We start from the raw sequence: 21666 nt of genomic DNA on the forward strand, positions 1-21666 counted from the left end.
GATAGAGGCATCACCGATCGGGCGGATTCACCCGGTAACCGTCACCCGTCGCGATCACATCCGCTACGTCCCCGCGGGGACGTCCGCAGCTGCGGTCGCACCCGGCCCAGTGCTGGCGCCCGACAACCGGAAGTTCTGCCTGCTCGACCGCGGTGATCGCGTCGGCGCGCACATCGGCGAGCGACTTCTCGCATCCCGGGCTTCCGGTGCAGGCGGTGACGTCGAGCCACGGTGAGTTCTCGTCGAAGATCAACCCCATCGGCGCCAACACCCGGACTACCTGCTCGGCAGCCCATTCGTCGAGGTCGAAGATGTGCACCGATCGCCACGGCGTCACGACAACGGGCTTGTCGACGGCGGCCAGGAACTCGGCCAGCCGAGCGTCGAGCAGCCCGAATCGCAAGCCTCCGCCCAGGGCTACGGTCCCGTCGCGCTGCTCGAGCCAGCCGATGGTGGGCCGTGCATCCGGCGTGAGGTCCGCAGCACCGGTGGACTCGGCGCTCAGACCCAGCTGCTCGAGGGTGCGTTCGATTCCGTCCGGAACCTCGGCCAGGCGCCAGTGCTTGTCGCGGACGTCGAGGAATGATCGAGCCGCCTCGAGGAGCAATTCGACGGCGTCGTCCGCCTGGACGAGATGAGTGGTGTGGTGACCGGCGAGCACCAGTGAATGCTCGGTGGCGCTGCGCGCATGGAGTCCGAAATCGCCCCGTAGCCCGGTGATGTCTCCGCGCCCGTCGTCGAGGGTGAACAGGGTTCGCCCTGGCAGATCCGCCAATGCTTGATCCGCTTGGATCGCCGAATCGAGACGGTGGACCAGTTCACGAATGTCGGCTACGCCCCCGATACGGCCGGACAGTGGGGACGCGAGGATGTTGCGCACTCGCTCGTGCGTCGCGGACGGCAGCAGGCCGGCCGACGCGATTCGCGCCGCGAAGGCTTCGGGGTCCGAGACCGAGCGCAGTTGGACGTTGCCCCTCGAGGTGAGTTCCATCTGCCCGTTGCCGAGATCGCGCGCTGCGTCGGCGAGCGTCTGCAATTGGACCGGGGTGAGGAGTCCGCCGGGTAGGCGCACGCGTGCCAGCGCGCCGTCGGCGGCGTGGTGAACTTGCAGTGCACCCGGGCACGCGTCTGGCTGTGAACGGTCCGTGGGCATGGCTCCAGGGTACGACCTGTCATGAGTGCCTTCTGCGGACCGGTAGCATCACCACCACCAGTGACGGCAGTTGAGGAAACCGGTGAAAGTCCGGTGCGGTCGCGCCACTGTGAGTGTTGCTCGAGCGGGACGTGTTTCCGCTCGGAAACACAAGTCAGACCCTCAACCGCCGTCGATGACAGATCTGTGCCACGGGGCGCGAAACCCCAGGAAGGCTTCACCCGTGATTCTTCTGCTCTCCACGTCCGACACCGATCTGCTGAGCGCCCGCGCCAGCCAGGAAGCCGGCGACGGCGTCTCCTATCGCTGGGCCAACCCCTCACGCTTGCTGGTCTCGGAGGACTTGCCGCCCTTGCTCGACGGCGTCGACCTCGTGATCGTTCGTATTCTCGGCAGCCGTCGCAGTTGGGAAGACGGCTTGGAGATGGTCCTCGCCTCCGGACTGCCCGTAGTCGTTCTCGGCGGCGAGCACGCGCCGGATGCCGACCTCATGGAGTGCTCGACGGTCTCCGCCGGTGTTGCTGCCGAGGCGCACAACTACCTGGCCGAGGGTGGCGCACAGAATCTGGCACAGTTGCACCACTTCCTCTCCGACACCGTCCTGCTCACCGGCCACGGTTTCGAGCCGCCGGCTCACCTGCCTTCCTGGGGCATCGCTGATTTCGCGCCCGATCTCGACTCGGCGAGCGGTCCGGTCATCGCAGTTCTGTACTACCGCGCCCAGCATTTGGCCGGAAACACCCGGTATATCCAGGCGTTGTGCGACGCGGTCGCCGAGGCCGGTGGCACCGCGCTCCCGATCTACTGCGCATCTCTGCGAACCGCAGAAGCCGAACTTTTGAGCACGCTCCGCCGCGCCGACGCTATGGTCGTGACAGTTCTTGCTGCCGGCGGCACCAAGCCCGCCACCGCGTCCGCTGGTGGGGACGACGAAGCCTGGGACGTCGCCGCACTCGCTGCACTCGACGTCCCGATCCTGCAGGGGCTGTGCCTGACCAGTAGCCGCGCCACCTGGGACGAGAACGACGACGGACTGTCGCCTCTCGACGTCGCGACGCAGGTGGCGGTGCCGGAGTTCGACGGTCGCATCATCACCGTCCCGTTCTCCTTCAAGGAAATCGACTCCGACGGGCTGTCCACGTACGTCCCCGATGTCGAGCGCGCTGCCCGTGTCGCCGGCATCGCAGTCCGTCACGGCAAGCTTCGTCACATTCCGACCACCCAGCGTCGCGTTGCTCTGATGCTCTCGGCGTACCCGACCAAGCACGCCCGTATCGGCAACGCCGTCGGCCTCGACACTCCGGCGAGCGCAATCGATCTGCTCACCGAAATGCGTTCTGCCGGTTACGACCTCGGTCCGGTCGACGGCCCTGACGCAGTTCCCGGCCTGGCGGCCAAGGACGGCGATGCGCTGATCCACGCCCTGATCGCGGCCGGCGGACAGGATCCCGACTGGCTCACTGCCGAGCAGCTCGAGGGCAATCCGATCCGCATCTCGGCAGCGAAGTACCGCGACTGGTTCGCCACCCTGCCCGAGGAACTGCGCAGCGGAGTCGAAGAACACTGGGGCACAGCGCCCGGCGAGTTGTACGTCGATCGCTCGCAGGATCCGGACGGCGAAATCGTCATCGCGGCACTGCGATTCAACAACATCGTCCTCATGGTCCAGCCGCCACGGGGATTCGGTGAAAAGCCTGTCGCGATCTACCACGACCCGGATCTGCCGCCGAGCCACCACTACCTCGCGGCCTACCGCTGGATCGCTGCCACCCCGGACAACGGCGGATTCGGCGCCGACGCCGTTGTGCACCTCGGCAAGCACGGCAACCTCGAATGGTTGCCGGGCAAGACACTCGGCATGTCCAGCAACTGCGGCACCGACGCAGCGCTCGGCGACCTGCCGCTGATCTACCCGTTCCTGGTCAACGACCCGGGCGAAGGAACACAGGCCAAGCGTCGTGCTCACGCGACGCTCGTCGATCACCTGATCCCGCCGATGGCCCGTGCCGAAAGCTACGGCGACATCTCCCGCCTCGAGCAACTGCTCGACGAGCACTCCAACATTTCCGCACTCGATCCGTCCAAGCTCCCGGCTATTCGCCAGCAGATCTGGACACTGATGCGTGCCGCCAAGATGGACCACGACCTCGGCCTCGCCGAGCGGCCTGAAGAAGACGTGTTCGACGACATGCTCCTGCACGTCGACGGTTGGCTGTGCGAGATCAAGGACGTCCAGATCCGCGACGGTCTGCACATTCTCGGCCGTGCACCCCAGGGCGACGCCGAAATCGAACTGGTCCTCGCCATGCTGCGTGCCCGTCAGATGTGGGGCGGCGAACAGAGCGTCCCCGGTTTGCGTGAAGCACTCGGGCTCAGCGAAGACGGCGACGAGTCGCGCAGCCGTGTCGACGACGTCGAGGAAAAGGCGCACGCACTGGTTCGCGGCATGTACGACGCCGATTGGAACCCCGCTGCGGCAGAACAACTCAGCGACGACGAGACCGTCGTGAAGATCCTGCAGTTCGCGGCCACCGAAGTGGTTCCGCGTCTTCGGCAGACCGACAACGAGATCAAGCAGGTCCTGCACGCGCTCGACGGCGGATTCATCGCCGCGGGTCCGAGTGGGTCACCGCTCCGCGGCCTGATCAACGTTCTTCCCACTGGTCGTAACTTCTACTCCGTCGACCCCAAGGCAGTTCCTTCACGCTTGGCATGGGAGACCGGTCAGGCGATGGCCGAGTCGCTCGCCGCTCGCTATCTCGCCGATCACGGCGAATACCCGCGCTCGGTGGGTCTGTCGGTGTGGGGAACCGCCGCCATGCGTACCTCCGGCGATGACATCGCCGAAGTGTTCGCGCTCCTCGGTGTTCGCCCCGTCTGGGACGAAGCAAGCCGACGCGTCGTCAACCTCGAAGTCATCGATCTCGAAGAACTCGGCCGCCCGCGCATCGACGTCACCGTCCGCATCTCCGGATTCTTCCGTGATGCGTTCCCGCACGTGCTCGCACTGCTCGACGACGCCGTTCAGCTGGTCGCGGCACTGGACGAGACGGACGAGCAGAACTACGTGCGCGCCCACTCACAGGCCGACCTTGCCGAGCACGGCGACGCCAGGCGTGCGACCACCCGTATCTTCGGTTCGAAGCCCGGAACCTACGGCGCCGGACTGCTGCAACTCATCGACTCCAAGACCTGGCGCGGTGACGACGACCTCGCCGAGGTGTACACCAACTGGGGCGGCTTCGCGTACGGCCGTGGGCTCGACGGAATCCCGGCAGCCGACGACATGCGCAGTGCTTACCGTCGAATCAACGTGGCGGCCAAGAACACCGACACACGTGAGCACGACATCGCCGATTCGGACGACTACTTCCAGTACCACGGCGGCATGGTTGCCACCGTGCGCGCGCTGACCGGAAAGTCGCCCGAGGCATATATCGGCGACAGCACTAGGCCGGAATCGGTTCGCACACGCACACTTTCGGAAGAGACCGCACGTGTCTTCCGGGCGCGCGTGGTCAATCCCCGCTGGCTCGACGCGATGCGCCGTCACGGGTACAAGGGTGCCTTCGAGATGGCGGCCACGGTCGACTACCTCTTCGGGTACGACGCCACCACCAACGTGGTCGCGGACTGGATGTACGAAAAGCTCGCCGAGACCTACGTTCTGGACGAGCAGAACCAGAAGTTCATGACGCAATCCAACCCGTGGGCCCTGCACGGAATCGCCGAGCGGCTCCTCGAAGCCGCCGAGCGCAACATGTGGGAGCACCCCGAGCAGAAGACACTCGACGGCTTGCGTCAGGTGTACCTCGAAACCGAAGGCGAACTCGAGGGGGAGTAAACCTCGAGAATCACCGGCAGGTCCGGGCGCTGAAGTGTTTCAGCGTCCGGACTTGATGATCTGAGCGATGTTCCGCTCCGCCAGAGCAGTGATGGTCAGTGACGGATTGACGGTGCCGGTGCTGCCCGGAATGGCAGCGCCGTCCATCACGTACAGGCCGTCGTAGCCCTTGACTCGCCCGTAGCCGTCAGTGGCCTTTCCCAGAACCGCACCGCCGAGGGGATGCGCGGTGAACGAGGAATTGACGTCCTTCGCGAACGGCAAGGCGGACGGCAGCGTGGTGCCGGCAAAGGCCATCTTGTTCTGGACGGCGCGCAGGGCCTCGACGGTGGCGTCGTTGCCGTTCTTCGGCCAGTTCAGCACCACCCGATCGGAGCCGCCGTCGTAGGCGAAGTCGGCGCGCTGCGAATCGAGGGTCATACCCAAGGTTCCGAGCATGCCGATGTTGACGGGTAGCCCGGGGACGTACCAGTTTTCCAGGGAGAGGGGCATTCCCGACTCGTCGACGATCCGTGATGCCGACGGTGCGGCTTGCTCGGTGCCGTCACTGAAGCCGAACGAGCGCACCATCCCGGCGTCGCCGTTCGTTCCCCAGCCCTTACCGACGTGTTCGTTGAGGTTCGGCAGCGCGCCCGTCGCCTGGGCACGTACCAACAGTTCGGACGTGCCGATCGAACCGGCGCCGAGGAACAGACGGTCACAGGTAAGAGTCTTCCGGGCCAGAACGCCACCCGTCGGATCCGTCGATTCGACGTCGACGACGTAGCGTCCATCACGTTCGCGACTGATCGCGAGCACCTGATGTCCGTAACAGACGGTGGCTCGTCCGGTGGCTTCGGCGGCGGGAATGTAGTTCTGCGTGAGGTCGAACTTCGCGCCGTTGGAGTTACCCATGTTGCTGTCACCGACAGTGGCCGAGGCTCGGGTTCGGCCGTCGAGTTCTGAGCGCACCACGTCCCAGTTCCAGATCCCGTCGATCCGCTGCGGATCGAATCCGGCACGACGAGCGTCCTGATCCCAACGACGCGAGTGGCCGAAATTCGGGGTTTGGTAAATATCTTCGGGCAACGGGCTCAGACGCAGCATCTGGCGCACCTTGGGGTACCAGGTGGACGCCATCTCGTCGTAGTCGAGGGAGTTGCCGAAGACTGCGTCGAAGAATCGGCGCTCGGGCGCGATCATCACGCCGGTGAAGATGATGGAACCACCGCCGACTGCAGCGCCGCGCCAGACCGAGATGTGTTCGTAGTCGGTGGCATCGAGGACGCCGCTGAAGTAGTCGCACACCACCGGGAGTCCGGTGAGGTTGGTGAACGATGTGCGCCGGAAAACTCCGCGGCCGTCGGCCAGCATGTCGGAGGTGTGAATCTCCCGCTGCGGATCATGCGGCCATCGGAGTCCGCGTTCGAGGATGGTGACCTGGGTGCCGCTCTGCGCCAACCGGAGAGCGGTCGCGCTGGCGCCGAAACCTGACCCGATGACGATGGCTTCGGAATGTTCCGGGGGAGTGGGCGAGGGTACGAACAACTCGGGGACGAGTGCGCGGTAGTGATCGGCACCCATCGGTAGCGCACGCAGAGGCGCGGGGGCGGCGTGGCTGATCGAGGTCGACATGAGCGGTGTCGCGGCTGCAACTGCTGCCCCCACTCCGGCCGCTTTGAAAAAGTCACGACGCTGCATGTCACGACGCTGCATGTGTTTGTTCGACTCCCCAGTTCGACGATTTGCCTCAGAATAACTCGAGATGGAGTTTGGGGACGAAACGGCATGTTGAATGCGCACAGAAACCGGATAAAACGTGCATAAGTGGCATGCTTCAGCCGATTGCGGAAGGTCGCCGGATAGTCGCCGAGGCTCATCGGTGTCCAGTGAGCGGTTCCCGCCCCTATCCTCGAGGAGTGAACTCCGACTTCAAGCGCGTCTCCGAGGCCAAGTACGTCCTACTCACGACCTTCCGCAAGGACGGAACGCCGGTGGCGACGCCGCTCTGGGCCGCGCCGGACGGCGACAAGCTCCTGATGTGGACCGTCACCGATTCCTACAAGGTCAAGCGCATCAGGCGAAACCCCTCGGTCACAGTCGCCGCGTGTGACGCGCGGGGAAATCCGAAGGGTGAACCGGTTGCCGCCGTCGCCGAGATCCTCGACGCGCCGGGCACCGATCATGCTCGCGACGCGATCGCGCGTCGCTACGGAATCCTTGGCTGGATCACCATGAAAGGCAGTCTCCTGCGCCGCGGCAAGACCGGAACGATCGGACTTGCCATCACTGCAGCTTGACCGCGTCAGTTGCCGAGCAGATCGTCCAACGCTGAATCGAACCGCGGATAGGTGAAGGGGAAGCCGTTGTCCGTCAGCACTTTCGACACGGCGTGACGACCCGTCAGGCCCAAGGCAGCGTCGCTGCGCAGCAGGAACGCGCCGAATCTGACCATGACAGCGGGCGTCGGCGGCGCAGGTGGCCGGTGAAGGTGCTTGCGCAGCCCGGCCATCAGTTCTGAATTGCGGACGGGATCCGGGGCAGTCGCGATGACCACGCCCGAGGCAGCCGAATCGGGTTCGAGGGTCCAACGAACGATCGACAGCCAGTCGTCGATGTGAATCCAACTTGTCCATTGTCGACCTGACGCAACGCGTCCGCCCAGACCGAGACGTACGAGCAACAGGAGTCGCTCTAGCGCCGGTGTGCCCTTCTCCAATACGACGCTGGTTCGCAGGATCACTACTCGTGACGTGTTTGCTCCCTCGACCGCTGCCTCCCAGTCCTTTGCGACGTCGGTCATCTGAGGTGGTCCGTCAGCGAGTGGGGAAGCCTCGTCGAGTCGGGTCTCTCCGGCGTCGCCGTAGATTGCGAGCGTGCTCGCTTGGATCCACACCGGAACAGGGTGCGCCAGTAGTTTCGACGCTTCGACCAGCGCGCGGGTCGGATCGACTCGGGAGTTGGTGAGCAGTGCGATGTTTGCCGGGGTGGGTCGGCGATCGACCAACTCGCCGGCCAGATTGATCACCGCGGCGCCGTCGAGTTCTCCTGCCCAGTCGCCGACCGTGACACCGTCCCACTGAACCTGCCTGTGCCCGCCGGGTTTCGGTGACCGAGTCAGGACCACGACGTCATACCCACGGTCGGCGAGATCGTCGCTGATTCGGCGGCCGAGAGCGCCGGTGCCGCCGGCGATCACGACCTTCGTCATCACTGCGCCTGGCTGACCGAGGACATGTGGAAGTCGGGAATCCGCATGGGCGGCATGGCCGTGCGGGTGAACCAGTCTTTCCACTCGCGGGGAAGCGTGATCTCGGTGCGTCCAGCCTCGGTGACCCGCCGCAGGAGATCGAGCGGGCTCTCGTTGAAACGGAAGTTGTTGACGGCGCCGACGATCTTGCCGTCCTCGATCAAATACACCCCGTCACGGGTGAGTCCGGTCAACAGCAGCGTCGTCGGATCCACCTCACGGATGTACCAGAGGGTTGTGAGCAGTAGACCCTTCTCGGTACCTGCGATCATGTCCTCGATCGAGGTGTCGTCACCACCGGTCAGGATGAGATTGTCGCCGGGAACTGCGACAGGTCGACCGAATTCTCGTGCAGCGTGGCGCGGGTACGCCAGCGCATTGACGACGCCGTCTCGGACCCAGTCGACGGGTTCGATCTCCATACCGTTGTCGAACAGTGAGACGGATTCACTCGACGACGTCGTGATCACGAACGGCGCGGACTGCAAGCCCTCGGCGCCGGGGTCGGAGGTGAGTGTCAGTGGCAATCCGAGCTTCTCGCCGATCCGGGTACCACCGGTGGTGGAAAGTGCGGTGTGGCCCTCTTCGGCGCCGCGACCCTCCATGGTCCACATCAGATAGATCATCAGGTCCGCGACAGCAGAAGGCGGAAGAATCGTCTCGTAGCGGCCGGCAGGCAGACTGACCGAATTCTCCGCCCAGTCGAGCCGAGTGGTCAACTGCGACAAAAGATTCGGCACTGAAATGTCAGTGAAATCGACAGTTCCGGATCCGACCCAGGCGCTGGCGTCGCCGCGCTTGCCGTTGATCTCCACGGAGCCGGTGGCCTGAGCCGTTCTACGTCGCACGCCCGTCGAAGTTCCGAGCCAGGTGGTGTGCAACTGGTGGTGAGCGAAGCCGAACAACTGGTCGTCACTGTCGAAGGCCGTGGACAGGTCGGCAGCCAACTGCGCAAAGACACCGATGTCGGTCAGGGCGGCCGGCAGGTCCCAGTCGGTCTCTGCCGCCGACTGCGTGATCAGGTCGGACGCATCGTCAGCCGGAGTGGCTGTGCGCGCAGCTTCTTCGCTTGCCTGTACGAGTGCGGAAATCTGCTCCGGATCGACACTGCTGGAACTGACAGTGCCCACCTTCGCGATGTCACCCTCGCGCACGATCGAGATCACCGTCCACGTCCGGGACAGCGAAACTCCGTTGGTGGTCATCGAATTGTTGGCCCACCGCAGCGACGCCTCACTCGCATCGGTCACGATCACCAACGATTCGTCTACCGTCCTCGCGGCCAATGCACGCTCGACGACCTGCTGCGGATCGATCACTGCTGAGCCTCCGAACGAGTATTGAGGATGTTGACTCCGCGGAACAGAGCGGACGGGCAGCCGTGGCTGACCGCCGCAACCTGACCGGGTTGCGCCTTGCCGCAGTTGAACGCGCCCTGCAGGCGCCAGGTCGACTCACCGCCAACGGCTTCCATCGAGCCCCAGAAATCCGTCGTCGTCGCCTGATACGCCACGTCACGCACCTGACCGTCGAGTTTTCCGTCACGGATCTTGAAGAACCGCTGACCGGTGAACTGGAAGTTGTAGCGCTGCATGTCGATCGACCAGGACTTGTCACCGACGACGTAGATGCCGTTCTCGACTCGCGAGATCAGGTCTGCGGTCGAGGTGTCCGTAGAAGGGTCGGGGGAGAGCGAGACGTTGGCCATTCGCTGGATGGGAACGTGATGTGCGGAGTCGGCGTACGAGCAGCCGTTGGAACGCGTCAGCCACAGCCTCGGCGCGAACACGCGGTCTAGTTGATACCCGACCAGTGTTCCGTCTGCCACCAGATCCCACCGTTGAGAGGCGACGCCGTCGTCGTCGAATCCGACGCTGGCCAGGCCGTGCTCTTCGTTACGATCGGCGGTCACGTGCATGAGTGGCGTTCCGTATTTCAGCGTTCCCAGCTTGTCCGGCGTCGCGAACGACGTACCGGCGTAGGCCGCTTCGTAGCCGATCGCGCGGTCGTATTCGGTGGCGTGTCCGATGGATTCGTGGATCGTGAGCCACAGATTGGTCGGATCGATCACGAGGTCGGTCGGACCTGCTTCGACAGTGGGCGCCTTGGTCTTCTCGGCCAGCCACTCCGGGATCTGCGCGAGCTCTTCGCCCCAGTTCCACGTGCTCTGCGCCCCGAGGTACTCCCATCCGCGACCTACCGGCGGCGCCAAGGTGCGCATCGATTCGAAGCTGCCGGCCGACTTGTCGACGGCGGTAGCCTCGAATTCGGGGTGCAGACGCACCCGTTGCTGGGTGATCGACGAACCGGCCAGATCCGCGTAGAAAGTTTGCTCCTTGACCTGGAGGACGCTCGCCGTGACGTGATCCACGCCGTCAGCGGCTTGAAGCCGTCCGGAGTAGTCGACCAGCAGCGCTACCTTGTCGGCCGTCGGTGTCGCGAAGGGATCTTCGAGGTACGGGGACACCCACGTCGCGTCGGCATAGACGGGCTCGTCGGCGAGGGTGACCGGATCCCGATTGAGCGAGCGTAATGCCTTCGCAACCTCGACCGCTTGGCGTGCCAGCGCAGCCGCGACGTCAGGAGATACGTCGGCGTGCGAGGCGAATCCCCACGTGCCGTCGACGATCACACGGACGGCGACCCCGATCTCGTCTCCGTCGGACACCGCCTGAACTACGCCGTCGCGCAAGCGGATCGACTGTGTGAGCACGCGGTGGACACGAACATCGGCGTGCTGGGCGCCGGCTGTTCTCGCTGCCGACAGCGCCGCATCAGCGACGGCTCGCAGCGGGAGGGCGAGGAAATCTGCATCGACATCTCGGGTGACGGTCACGCACACGACGCTAGCCGACGACCGCCGATCTCAACCGAACTGCTGCCATCCGAGGCGAATCACCATGGCGATCACGACCACCAACAGCGTGATCCGGACGAATCCGGATCCCTTGCTCAGCGCCATCCGCGAACCGATGACCGCGCCGAGCACGTTGCACACCGCCATCGCCAAACCCAAACTCCACCAGACATGCCCGGTGACGGCGAAGTAGGCGAGCGCGCCGAAATTGGAACCGAGATTGATCACCTTCGCCATGGCTGCGCTTCGAACGAATTCGGTTCCGAGGAAGGTGGCGAAGCTGATGATGAGGAAAGTGCCGGTGCCGGGTCCGAGCAGACCGTCGTAAAGCCCGATGAGTCCGGCGGAGAGCAGCAGGACGAGGACGGTCTTGCGCTGCGTCGGACGATGAGTGGCGATCGTGGTGCCCAGCGTCGGCCGCATTGTCACGAAGACGGCGACAGCGACGAGTACGACCATCACGATCGGAATGAAGTACTTCTTGTCGATCAGTGAAACGGCCGCCGCCCCGCACGCGGACGTCACCGCAGCCAAGGCGGCTGCCGGCGCCATCTGCCGCCATTCCATCGGGATTCGACGCGAGAACGTGTACACCGCAGCACTCGTCCCGGTGAATGCCGTCAGTTTGTTGGTGGCCAGTGCGGCCTGCGGGGTCAATTGTGGGGCGACCAGAAAGAGCGCGGGCAACAGAATCAATCCGCCGCCGCCGACGACGGCGTCCACCCAACCCGCCGCCGTTGCTGCCGTCATCAGCAGTCCCCAATCAGCAATATCCACGGCGGTGACTCTTTCACAGCTGTGACACTCTTGAGCACATGCGGAGGTTCAGCCTGTGGCTGCGAGGAAAGCCGATGATCGCGGACAGCGCGCTGGCGCTCGTGTTCTTCGCGCTCGAGGTAGTCACGTTCGTCAGTTCGCCGCGTGAGGAGCGGTGGCCTCAGCTCGTCGTCGGATTTCTGATCTGCCTTCCCGTCGTGTGGCGTCGCAAATATCCGCGTGTGTCCGCTGCGTCCATATTGTCGATGTCGTACTTCGCGACCCTGATGATGTGGGCGACCGGGGATCCGGCTGCGGAACATCCAGGCCTGCTGGCGCTCGGAGTTTCGCTCTACACACTCGTTGCGTACGTCGATCGGCGTACCGGGGCGATATTCGCGTGCTTCCTTGCCCTGGACATGACTTTCTCGTTGCTCGTCATCCGCCAAGACGTGATCCTGACGATCATCATCGCGACGCTGCTCTATGCATTGGCCTGGATCACCGCCGAGTTCTTGAGCGCGCGACGTGCCTACGACGAGGAAGTGGCCGCCAGACTCGAAGTGGCCGAATACGAACGAGACCGCCGCGCCGAGGATGCGGTGGCGACGGAAAGAACCCGGATCGCCCGCGAACTCCACGACGTCGTCGCACACGCGGTCAGCGTGATGATCGTTCAGGCGGACGGCGCCTCGTACGCCGTCGATTCCAATCCGGCGTTGGCGAAGAAGGCGCTCGGCAACATCTCCAGCACCGGACGTGACGCGCTTGCCGAGCTTCGCCGGACCGTCTCGCTTCTGCGCACCGAGGTCAGTAGCGATTTGATGCCGCAACACGGAACGGCCGGCATCGCCAAGGTCGTCGAGATGATGCGGGCTGCCGGTCTCGGCGTGCGCCTCGAGCTGACCGGCGAGCTCGACGACGTCAGTCCATCGGTCAGCCTGGGCATTCATCGCCTCGTTCAGGAATCACTGACCAATGTCCTCCGCCACGCCGGCGCGAACCCGAAGGCCCGAGTCACCGTGCGCCGCACCGAGACCGCGGTACTGCTCGAGGTCGTCGACAACGGAACGTCGAGCTCGACCTTCGCTCACGGTTCGGGCAACGGACTGGTCGGCATGCGTGAGCGGGTGGCGGTACTGCACGGGACACTCGAGACGGGACGACGCCCCGACGGCAGTTGGCGTGTGTACGCAGAGTTGCCGCTCGAGATCCACGATTGATACCGGCTCGCCGCAATCGCATTGGCACCGACGTCTCAGGCCCGATAGGTTTACGCCGTGCCCATCACCGTGCTGCTAGTCGACGACCAGGAACTCATGCGGATGGGCCTGAACATGGTGCTCGAAGCACATGAGGACATCTCGGTCATCGGTGAGGCCGGTGACGGAGCCGCGGCGGTCGCAGCGGCGGTAGCGCTGAAGCCTGACGTCGTGTTGATGGATGTGCGGATGCCGATTGTCGACGGTGTGAAAGCGACGGAGCAGATTCTTGCCTCCGGGATCGAATCCAGGGTCCTGGTCATGACGACGTTCGACCTGGACGAACACGCGCTCGGCGCCCTGCGTGCCGGAGCGAGTGGGTTTCTTCTCAAGGACACCCCGCCCGAGGACCTCGTGTCGGCTATCCGCAGCGTGGCGGCCGGTGATGCGGTTGTTTCCCCGAAGGTGACACGTCGTCTGCTGTCGAGGTTCATCGTGGACGGTCCGGCGCCGCGACGCGATCCGGTGGTTCTCGACGTCCTGACCGAACGCGAACGCGAAGTCCTCGGGCACGTGGCCACGGGACTGTCGAACATCGAGATCGCACAGCAGCTGTACCTGTCCGAATCGACGATCAAGTCGCACGTCGGACGCATTCTGACCAAACTCGATCTGCGTGATCGTGTGCAGGCGGTGGTGCTGGCCTACGAGACCGGACTGGTAACTCCGGGCGCGTAGGCCAGCCGCCTGTCAGGCAGCGAGCGTTTCGCTCTGCTCAGGCATCAAAAGCGCCCACAGTTGGCAGCACGATGCAGGTCTTCCCGTCTGCGTAATCGACATTGCCGAACAGAGCGGCAAACACCTTGCCGTCGCCGGTGTCGACGACCTTCGAGAGCAACGGCGTATCGAGTACGGGCAACTTCTCGTCCAACGGGACGATGCCACCCTTGAAGGTGCCGACGTTGATCCAGGCAACACTCAACCCTGAGGTCTTGGGTATGCCGACGTAACCCGGGATTGCCTGGAACCGGAGATGGTCGACCTCGACCCACGGCGGCAACGGGAAGTTCGGACCGGCCTGTGCGGAGCTGAGGGTGACGGTGACAGGTTCACCGGCCACGCCACACCCGACCGTCGGTGCGGGGTACATGAACGACTGCGGCTTGGTGACGCCGACGTCCGGGAGATCGAGGGCGGTCGTGATCTGATCAGCGCCTGCCGTGCCGATCAACTGCTGAACAGCAGCAGAGGCTTCGGGGGAGATGGCTGCGGCCTGCGCGATCAGCGCGGCAATTCCTTCGGGTACTACCGGTTCTGCGGCCGCGGTTCCCGCGCTGATCATCGTGCTGCCGGCCGTGAGTGCCACGACGGCGGCAGTGCCGGCGATGGCAGCGGGAATGCGTCGGGCGAGTGTCTTGCCGGGGAGTCGGCTCATGTCGGGCTCCTTCATTTCATGAGGCCGGGAAATGCGGCCCGAAGTGACTTGACCACGCGCATAGTCTCAACGTCAACTTGAGGTTTAGAATCGTTAGCGGAGCGTTAGTTAACGCCAGGCAAGTCGCACGTGCGCGAGAGAAAGCCCGTGTGACTCACGGCACTCGCCTGTTTTGCACCTCTGAGTCGTTGTCGGGAGAAAATCCGGCCCCTCGAGCGTTGAACGGATAGACCGTCTGAAAGGGGACGTCATGATCGCCGCCGTATTCCTCCTCTACGTGATCGTCGAGATCGCCGCATTGGTCATCGTGGGCAACGCCATCGGTGTCGCCTGGACAGTGCTGCTGTTTCTCGCCGGTTCGCTTGTCGGATTGATCCTCATGCGTTCACAGTGGCGACGAGTCATGGACGGATTCCGCAAGGCAACGAGGGGTGAGGGATCGCCGTCACTGGCGGTCGCCGACGGCGCCTTGGTCGCGGCGGGCTCCGCGTTGATGTTCGTACCCGGACTCGTGACTTCGGTTCTGGGCCTTCTGCTTCTGATTCCGCCGACCCGGTGGGCGCTCCGCCCGCTTGCGGTGCTCCTGGCAGGCAAGCGCGCAGCAGCATTTGCCGCCGGTGGTGACGCCTTCGCCGGAACCGTCGGCTACGCGGCGCGCATGCGCGGAAACGGCGAGGTGATCGACGGCGAGATCATCGTCGAGACACCCGAAACCACCGAGTACGTAGCAAGCAACGGCAAGGAACTCGTCCTCGAGGGTGAGATTCTGGACACGGATACACCCACCCGTTCGCGGGGGCCGCAGTACTAACAGGCAGACTGGGTGCTCGTGACTACTCGTCTGCTGGTCAACGGCCGGATCTACAGTTCATTTGCACCTGACGCGACCTCGATCGCCATCACCGACGGCACCGTCGTCTGGGTCGGCGACGAGCGCGCCGGACGGGCGTTGCACCCCGCCGCGGAGATCGAAGACCTGGGCGGTGCGTTTGTCACTCCCGGGTTCGTCGACACCCACGTCCACATCACTGCATTGGGACTCAATCTCGTCGGTCTGGATCTCGTGGGCGCGAACTCACTGGACGAATGCCTCTCGCGAGTACGAACATTCGCAGCGGCAAACCCCGAAACTGCCCATCCCGACGCAGTCATCTGGGGACATGGTTGGGATGACACCGAGTGGGCAGATCAGACGCCGCCCTCAACCGCGGATCTCGACGCGGCTGCCCCTGGCCGCAAGGTGTATCTCTCGCGGATCGACGTTCACTCGGCCGCGTGCTCGAGCGCATTGCGCGACGGGATCTCCGGCCTCGCCGACACTGCCGGATACTCGGCCGACGGCCCGCTGACCTTCGATTCACACCACCTGGCGCGCAATGCGGCTCGGAACCTGCTGACCGAATCTCAGCGCGCGTCTGCTCGTACCGCGGCGCTCGATCTGTGCGCCTCCCGCGGGATCGTCGCAGTGCACGAGTGCGGCGGACCGGACATCTCGGGACTGACCGATTTCCAGGAACTACTGGCCCACGACCACGGAGTGGAGGTTCGGGGCTACTGGGGTGAGCGCGTCGACACCGAAGAGGATGCTCGCGCACTCCTCGACAAAACCGGAGCAGACGGACTCGGCGGGGATCTATTCATCGACGGTTCGCTCGGTTCGCATACCGCGTGGCTGCTCGAACCCTATGCAGACCAACCTGATTCGACGGGCAACGCCTATCTCGACGTCGACGCGATCGCCGCACACATCCGGGCCTGCACCCTCGCGGGTGTCCAGGCCGGCTTCCATGCGATCGGTGACGGTGCCGTCTCGTCGGCAGCGGCCGCGTTCCGCAAGGTCTCCGACGAACTGGGTGGCCCCAAGGTCGCCGCGTTGGGTCACCGCCTCGAGCACGCGGAAATGATGTCGATGGCTGACGCGGAAACCTTCGCGGCCTTGGGTGTCATCGCGAGCGTCCAACCGGTGTTCGACGCACTGTGGGGCGGTACCGACGGTCTGTACGCCACGCGCCTGGGAGTCGACCGCGCAGCAGCGTTGAATCCGTTTGCACCTGCTGCCGGTAAGGGTGTCTCGCTCGCATTCAGCTCCGATGCCCCGGTCACCCCCATCGAGCCGTGGGCGATGCTGCGCGCCGCTGTCCAGCACCGCACCGACGGAAGTGGAATCTCACCGCGTGCGGCCTTCTCCGCCGCAACGCGCGGCGCCTGGCGCGCGGGCGGAGTGCGGGACGGCGCCGCGGGAACGCTCAATCCGGGTGCACCCGCCTCCTACGTGTTGTGGGCGGCAGGCGAACTCGAAGTCAGTGCACCGGCCGATTCGGTCCAGCGATGGTCTACCGATCCGCGCTCGCGAGTACCCGCTCTGCCCAGGCTGGCGGAAGATGCGCCGATTCCGGTCTGCATCAAGTCGGTGCATCGCGGACGCGTCGTCTACCAGCGCGGCTCGACGAGTGAGTGAGGCCGGCGCAGAGGCGCCCAGCAGCGATCGCTCCCGCGTGAACGCTGTGCTCACCGGTTCGGCATGGCTACGTTCGCTGTACGCAGCCGCAGGCGGATTCTTGATCTTCGCCGGGTTCCCACCTCGTCCGCTGTGGTTTCTGGCGCCAGTCGGGATCGCTCTTCTGACGTGCGTGTTGACGAACTTCGGTCGAGGCGGATTGCGTCTTCGTGCCGGCTTCGGTTACGGGTACCTGGCCGGTCTCGGATTCCTGGTGCCGTTGCTTCCGTGGATCGGTGTGTTCGTGGGCGCGGTCCCGTGGATCGCGTTGGCCGCGGTGGAGTCGTTGTTCATCGGACTGTTCGGGTTGCTGGCGGTACTGGTGGCGAGGTTGCCTTGGGCACCTTTGTGGATTGCCGCGACCTGGACGCTTACCGAGTGGCTTCGTTCCAGCGTCCCTTTCGGCGGATTTCCTTGGGGCAGGCTCGCATTCGGTCAATCCGAAGGGTGGCTCCTCCCACTCGCGAGTATCGGCGGTGCGCCGCTGCTCAGCTTCGCGGTGGCCCTGACCGGTACCGGCTTGGCAGCAGTCGTCGTCGCTGTCGCGGCAAAACGATGGGACCGAGGATTCTTCGGAGCCGTTGCCGCCGCCATCGTGCCCGTGATCGTTGCTCTCGTGGTGTCGCCGTTTCTTGCCACCATGGATTCCGGCGACCGAACGATCACCGTCGCCGCGATCCAGGGCAGCGTTCCGCGGTTGGGCTTGGACTTCAACTCGCAACGCAAGCAGGTCCTCGACAACCACGTCACCGAAACTGTGAAACTGGCAGCCGAGGTGGACGCGGGCCGCGTCGATCAGCCTGACGTCGTGATCTGGCCGGAAAATGCCTCTGACATCGACCCACTGCGAAACGCCGATGCCGCGGCCGACATCACCCGAGCCTCCGAAGCGATCGGAGCCCCGATTCTTGTCGGCACCGTACTCGTGAATGCCGATCGTACGACCACCAATTCAGTGATCGTGTGGGACGGCGCCAATGGTCCTCAGGAACAGCACGACAAGAAGATCATCCAGCCGTTCGGTGAATACCTGCCATACCGAAGCTTCTTCCGGAACTTCTCCTCGTACGCCGATCGTGCGGGCAATTTCGTGCCCGGCGAGGGCAACGGCGTTGTCCAAGCAGCGGGTGTACCGATCGGCGTCGCGACTTGTTACGAGGTTGCGTTCGACCGGGCGTTCCAGGAATCGGTGCGCAATGGTGCGCAGCTGCTGGCAGTACCGACCAACAACGCCACCTTCGGGGACACCGAGATGACGTATCAGCAGCTGGCAATGTCCCGTGTGCGGGCAGTCGAGCACGGCCGTGCCGTCGTTGTGGCCGCAACCAGTGGTGTCAGCGCCATCATCGCTCCCGACGGGGCAGTGACTTCGCAGACCGACCTGTTCGTGCCGGCGGCACTTGTGGCCAAGGTGCCGCTCTCGACCAGCTCCACCCTCGCTACCCGAGTAGGTCCGGCGCCGGAGATCGTGCTCAGCATCATCGCGGTCGGTGCGATTGCCATGGCGCTGGTAGCCCGGCGCCGAGATCGGGCCGAGCAATCACCAGAGGAGACTGCGGCAATCTGACCCGAGCAACGGATATCGGGCTGCCGATGTTCCGAGGGGCGCCTACGCGGGTACTCGCTGTGCCACCCGTTCCTGCGTAAAGGCGGCCTCCTGTGACCGAGCCAGACAAGACCGAGCCAGACAAGGCCCAGCCTGAGAAGACCGAGCCCCAGACTGCAGTTCGCAAGACCAGTGTCGTCGACGCGGTGCTGCAGTCACCGCTCGCGGGGCTGTCACCGTGGATCCTGCTGTCCTTGCTCTCCGGGCCGGGAAGGTTCGAGGAATCCGCGGCCGCCGCGCTCGGGTTGTCGCTGCTGATCTTGGCGGCCAGTCACCGGCGCGGCGGCACGGTGAAGCTGTTGGAGGTCTTCGACGTCGTGTTCTTCGGCGTTCTGGCGGCCATCGGCCTCCTCGCGTCGGCGAACACGATTCGGTGGTTCGAACTCTGGGGAGGCGAACTGACCAACATCGCGCTGGTGGTCTTTGCCTTCGGATCGATCCTGCTCCGCAATCCTTTCACTTTGCAGTACGCGAAAGAGTCGACGCCTGAAGAGTATTGGACGACGCCACTGTTTCTGCGCATCAACTACGTCATCACCGCAGTGTGGGCGCTCGCCTTCACATGGTCGGCCGCAGTGGGCCTGTTCGGAGACGCACTGCTGCACGACGGAGACAACTTCTGGACCGGATGGATTCTGCAGTTGCTCGGAACCTTCTTCGCGATCTCCTTCACCGAGTGGTACCCCGAGTATGCGCCGAACAAGGCCGCTCAGGCTCAGGGCCTCGAAACCGAACCACCGCAGTCGATTTTCAGGCTGTTCGACTTTTTGCCGGTGTTCGTAGCCGTGACCGGCATCGCGGGGTTGGTGACCGACTCCGTTTCCGTGACCGCAGGCGTCACGTTGATTCTGGTCGGCGTGTTCGGACATCTGGCGATGCGACGGTTCACCGTCGACTAGGAGCTCTCGGTGATCTCGCGCCGACGGGAACTTGGTGCACGATCGTCTCGATGACCGGCAGGTGCCGGCTGATGCACGGAATTTGTCCGTTTCTGCGATAGTCAGTGCACCTGCCGTGCAATGGAAACGAGGGAAATTGAGCGTTATTTCGAGTACTGCACACAAGCACGAGCCCATACACGGACGACGTCCACCAGCGGATCACCGCTTCCTCGGACTCGACACACGCGTCTTCCCACACGCCCTCGCGATCTTGGGGGTGTGGATGCTCTGGACCGTGATCGTGCCCGCCATCGATTCCGCTGTCTCCTCCGAAGATCCAACCGGCGCCGGAGACCGAATGGCCGTGACCGAAACGGTCTCCTTCGCCGCACCTGCGGGCTGGAATGTCGAGAGTGGTTTCCGAACCGACCAACATGGCGCGTCCGATTCGCTCCCACGTGTGACGTTGACCGGCGGCACCGTCACCGTGAGCGTCGACGCCGACACATTCAGTGGAACTGCCGACGAGCTCCTCTCCCAAACAGATGCCGTGAGTCTTGCGACGAACGGCAGTTCCGTGCTTGCGGTCTCCGGTACACGCCAGCCGATCAGCACCGACGGGGGTCTGAGCGGCGTCCAGGTCAGCTTTGACACTCCGCGGTCCGCCGGATCGGTGACCACATTCGTCACCGACGGCGAGGGGATTCGGGTACAGGTAGTCGGCCCACCCGATCAGATCGCCGCCCGCGGTCGAGAAATCACCGACATGATCGCCTCCATCGGCACACATGAGGGAGACACCAAGTGAGCAGCGATCTCCTCGAAACCCGCTCCCGCGCATTCGATACGACGGCCTGGGGCGAGAAATTTCACTTCTTCCAACCACGCAACGTCGTGTTCTGGATATACCTGTGGATGTGCGGATTCGGCCTCGTCAAAGGCTGGCAGATGTTCGCCCCCTTCGCCGGATACTTCGGGCGCGCACTCCTCGTTGCCGGCATCGTCGGCATCATCAGCGCCGCGGTCTGGACATGGTGGTTCCGGCACATCGACCGCTACGAACGCCAACCCGTAGGACTAGTGGTCACCGGCTTCATCTGGGGCGCCACCGCAGCAACGTTCACTATCGCAGTACCCGCGAACGGAGCAGTCGGCTCGCTCTACACGAAGATTTTCGGGCAGGTATGGGCTCAGGACTGGCATGCGGGCCTCTCTGCACCGTCCGTGGAGGAAACCGCCAAAGGCATCGGCATCGTCGTCCTCCTCGCGCTTGCACCGCGACTGGTGCGCACCGCAACCGACGGCCTGCTCCTCGGCGCTTTCATCGGCTTGGGATTTCAGACCAGCGAAGACTTTCTGTACTCGATTGCCGGCGCGACGCAGGGCTTCGGCGCCCACCAAACCGACGGCCTGATCGGTTCCATCGCCACCCGCACCTACTCCGACATCGTCTCTCATCCCCTCTTTACAGCCCTTTTCTGCGCCGGCGTGATCTATCTGATCGGCACCCCGGCCCAGCCCCGGCGGATCGGACGCGGATTGGCGTTGATCGTGGCACCCATCCTGATCCACGGCGTGTGGGATTCGATGCTCGCGATCGCCGGCGGCAGCAGTTCGCTCGTGTTCGTCATCATGATCGGCGACATCGTCTTCGCTTTCACTGCCTTGTGGATCGCGTTCGTCTGGGCGCACCCACGTGAATCCCACTTCGTCCGTGACATTCTCGCCCCGGAAATCGAGTCCGGCGTCCTGACCGACGCCGAGGTGACAGCCGCCGGCGGATGGCGACAACAACGCACGTACGCGAAAGCCGCACCCACTCGCACCGAACGTCGCCAACGACGACATATCGTTCGTGCCGCGCTGGATCTGTGCAGCGACCTTGCTGTAAGCAAGGGCGACGACAGCGCCCAGGTCGTCGAATCACGCAACGAAATCACCCGCCTCCGCCAAGGAACCGCGGCACAGAGCATCGCTCGGTGACCGCGAAGTAGCGGAAGTACCGTTCAGCACCGTAAGTCATTTACCCACACCCCAGTCGGCGTGAGTGGGGTACCGAAGTTTGGTGTGTCGCGGGGTGGGGGATACAGCTCACACTGGTGCACGAAGCAGTGCCGATGGTTCTCCAGCGCGAATCGCGAATTCGCGCACTGTCGGCTCGCGAGTGCGCCTGGATGCTGAATGACGTTGTCCTGAAGTGTCTTTG

General features: G+C 64.2%; 17 protein-coding genes and 1 riboswitch. Of the genes, 10 read left to right on the top strand and 7 right to left on the bottom strand.

Annotated elements, in window-relative coordinates; translation table 11 throughout:
- Positions 1–10: 10 nt before the first annotated feature.
- Entirely contained in the window at positions 11–1153 is a 1143-nt protein-coding gene (cobG, locus tag AC1DWA_RS19770; protein ID WP_477846608.1) for a precorrin-3B synthase, read from the bottom strand.
- Positions 1154–1215: 62 nt separating this feature from the next.
- A riboswitch (adenosylcobalamin (AdoCbl) riboswitch) is annotated at positions 1216–1327 on the top strand.
- Positions 1328–1376: 49 nt separating this feature from the next.
- On the opposite strand from cobG, the gene cobN reads away from it, so the two are divergent.
- On the top strand, positions 1377–4997 hold the full coding sequence (gene cobN / locus AC1DWA_RS19775; protein WP_428689949.1) for a cobaltochelatase subunit CobN: 3621 nt from the start codon (positions 1377–1379) through the stop codon (positions 4995–4997).
- 39 nt (positions 4998–5036) lie between these two features.
- On the opposite strand, the gene AC1DWA_RS19780 is transcribed toward cobN, so the two are convergent.
- On the bottom strand, positions 5037–6677 hold the full coding sequence (locus tag AC1DWA_RS19780; RefSeq protein WP_037134397.1) for a GMC oxidoreductase: 1641 nt from the start codon (positions 6675–6677) through the stop codon (positions 5037–5039).
- A 218-nt stretch (positions 6678–6895) separates the two neighbouring features.
- Between AC1DWA_RS19780 and AC1DWA_RS19785 the strand changes: the two genes are divergently transcribed.
- Positions 6896–7276: a PPOX class F420-dependent oxidoreductase gene (locus AC1DWA_RS19785; protein WP_058038797.1), complete on the top strand. Its 381-nt coding sequence runs from the start codon at positions 6896–6898 to the stop codon at positions 7274–7276.
- Between the two features lie 5 nt (positions 7277–7281).
- On the opposite strand, the gene AC1DWA_RS19790 is transcribed toward AC1DWA_RS19785, so the two are convergent.
- Genes AC1DWA_RS19790 through AC1DWA_RS19805 form a run of 4 tightly spaced genes read right to left on the bottom strand, consistent with a single transcriptional unit; the run spans position 7282 to position 11860 of the window.
- Positions 7282–8187, bottom strand: a complete 906-nt coding sequence (locus AC1DWA_RS19790; protein WP_060938576.1) for a TIGR01777 family oxidoreductase — start codon at positions 8185–8187, stop codon at positions 7282–7284.
- Entirely contained in the window at positions 8187–9545 is a 1359-nt protein-coding gene (locus AC1DWA_RS19795) for a metallopeptidase TldD-related protein (RefSeq protein ID WP_477846609.1), read from the bottom strand. The genes AC1DWA_RS19790 and AC1DWA_RS19795 overlap by 1 nt, the downstream gene beginning before the upstream one ends.
- Positions 9542–11062, bottom strand: a complete 1521-nt coding sequence (locus AC1DWA_RS19800) for a TldD/PmbA family protein (RefSeq protein ID WP_060938574.1) — start codon at positions 11060–11062, stop codon at positions 9542–9544. Before AC1DWA_RS19800 ends, AC1DWA_RS19795 begins: the two co-directional genes overlap by 4 nt.
- Positions 11063–11092: 30 nt before the next feature.
- Positions 11093–11860: a TSUP family transporter gene (locus tag AC1DWA_RS19805; RefSeq protein WP_019748481.1), complete on the bottom strand. Its 768-nt coding sequence runs from the start codon at positions 11858–11860 to the stop codon at positions 11093–11095.
- A 38-nt stretch (positions 11861–11898) separates the two neighbouring features.
- Between AC1DWA_RS19805 and AC1DWA_RS19810 the strand changes: the two genes are divergently transcribed.
- Complete coding sequence (locus tag AC1DWA_RS19810) at positions 11899–13062, top strand: sensor histidine kinase (RefSeq protein ID WP_019748480.1); 1164 nt, start codon at positions 11899–11901, stop codon at positions 13060–13062.
- Between the two features lie 57 nt (positions 13063–13119).
- Complete coding sequence (locus tag AC1DWA_RS19815; protein WP_003945024.1) at positions 13120–13779, top strand: response regulator; 660 nt, start codon at positions 13120–13122, stop codon at positions 13777–13779.
- A gap of 37 nt (positions 13780–13816) precedes the next feature.
- Here AC1DWA_RS19815 and AC1DWA_RS19820 read toward each other — a convergent pair whose 3' ends face one another.
- A complete protein-coding gene (locus tag AC1DWA_RS19820; RefSeq protein WP_477846610.1) occupies positions 13817–14476 on the bottom strand; it encodes a hypothetical protein in 660 nt (219 codons plus the stop codon).
- A gap of 250 nt (positions 14477–14726) precedes the next feature.
- Here AC1DWA_RS19820 and AC1DWA_RS19825 point away from each other — a divergent pair, with 250 nt between their 5' ends.
- The 6 genes from AC1DWA_RS19825 (at position 14727) to AC1DWA_RS19850 (ending at position 21443) form a co-directional block, all read left to right on the top strand.
- The gene (locus AC1DWA_RS19825) at positions 14727–15287 is read left to right on the top strand and encodes an FxsA family protein (protein WP_003944915.1); all 561 of its coding nucleotides are present in this window, start codon (positions 14727–14729) and stop codon (positions 15285–15287) included.
- Positions 15288–15299: 12 nt separating this feature from the next.
- Complete coding sequence (locus AC1DWA_RS19830) at positions 15300–16934, top strand: amidohydrolase (RefSeq protein WP_477846611.1); 1635 nt, start codon at positions 15300–15302, stop codon at positions 16932–16934.
- Positions 16935–16971: 37 nt separating this feature from the next.
- Positions 16972–18540: an apolipoprotein N-acyltransferase gene (gene lnt, locus AC1DWA_RS19835; RefSeq protein WP_080910443.1), complete on the top strand. Its 1569-nt coding sequence runs from the start codon at positions 16972–16974 to the stop codon at positions 18538–18540.
- Between the two features lie 92 nt (positions 18541–18632).
- Positions 18633–19478, top strand: coding sequence for a hypothetical protein (locus AC1DWA_RS19840; RefSeq protein WP_019748476.1), 846 nt, complete (start codon positions 18633–18635; stop codon positions 19476–19478).
- 136 nt (positions 19479–19614) lie between these two features.
- Positions 19615–20268, top strand: a complete 654-nt coding sequence (locus tag AC1DWA_RS19845; RefSeq protein ID WP_230091154.1) for a hypothetical protein — start codon at positions 19615–19617, stop codon at positions 20266–20268.
- Positions 20265–21443 (top strand): PrsW family intramembrane metalloprotease, encoded by a 1179-nt coding sequence (locus AC1DWA_RS19850; RefSeq protein WP_477846612.1) that lies wholly within the window; start codon positions 20265–20267, stop codon positions 21441–21443. The genes AC1DWA_RS19845 and AC1DWA_RS19850 overlap by 4 nt, the downstream gene beginning before the upstream one ends.
- The last annotated feature ends 223 nt before the right edge of the window (positions 21444–21666 follow it).

Source organism: Rhodococcus sp. P4_F3_2 (assembly GCF_056401335.1).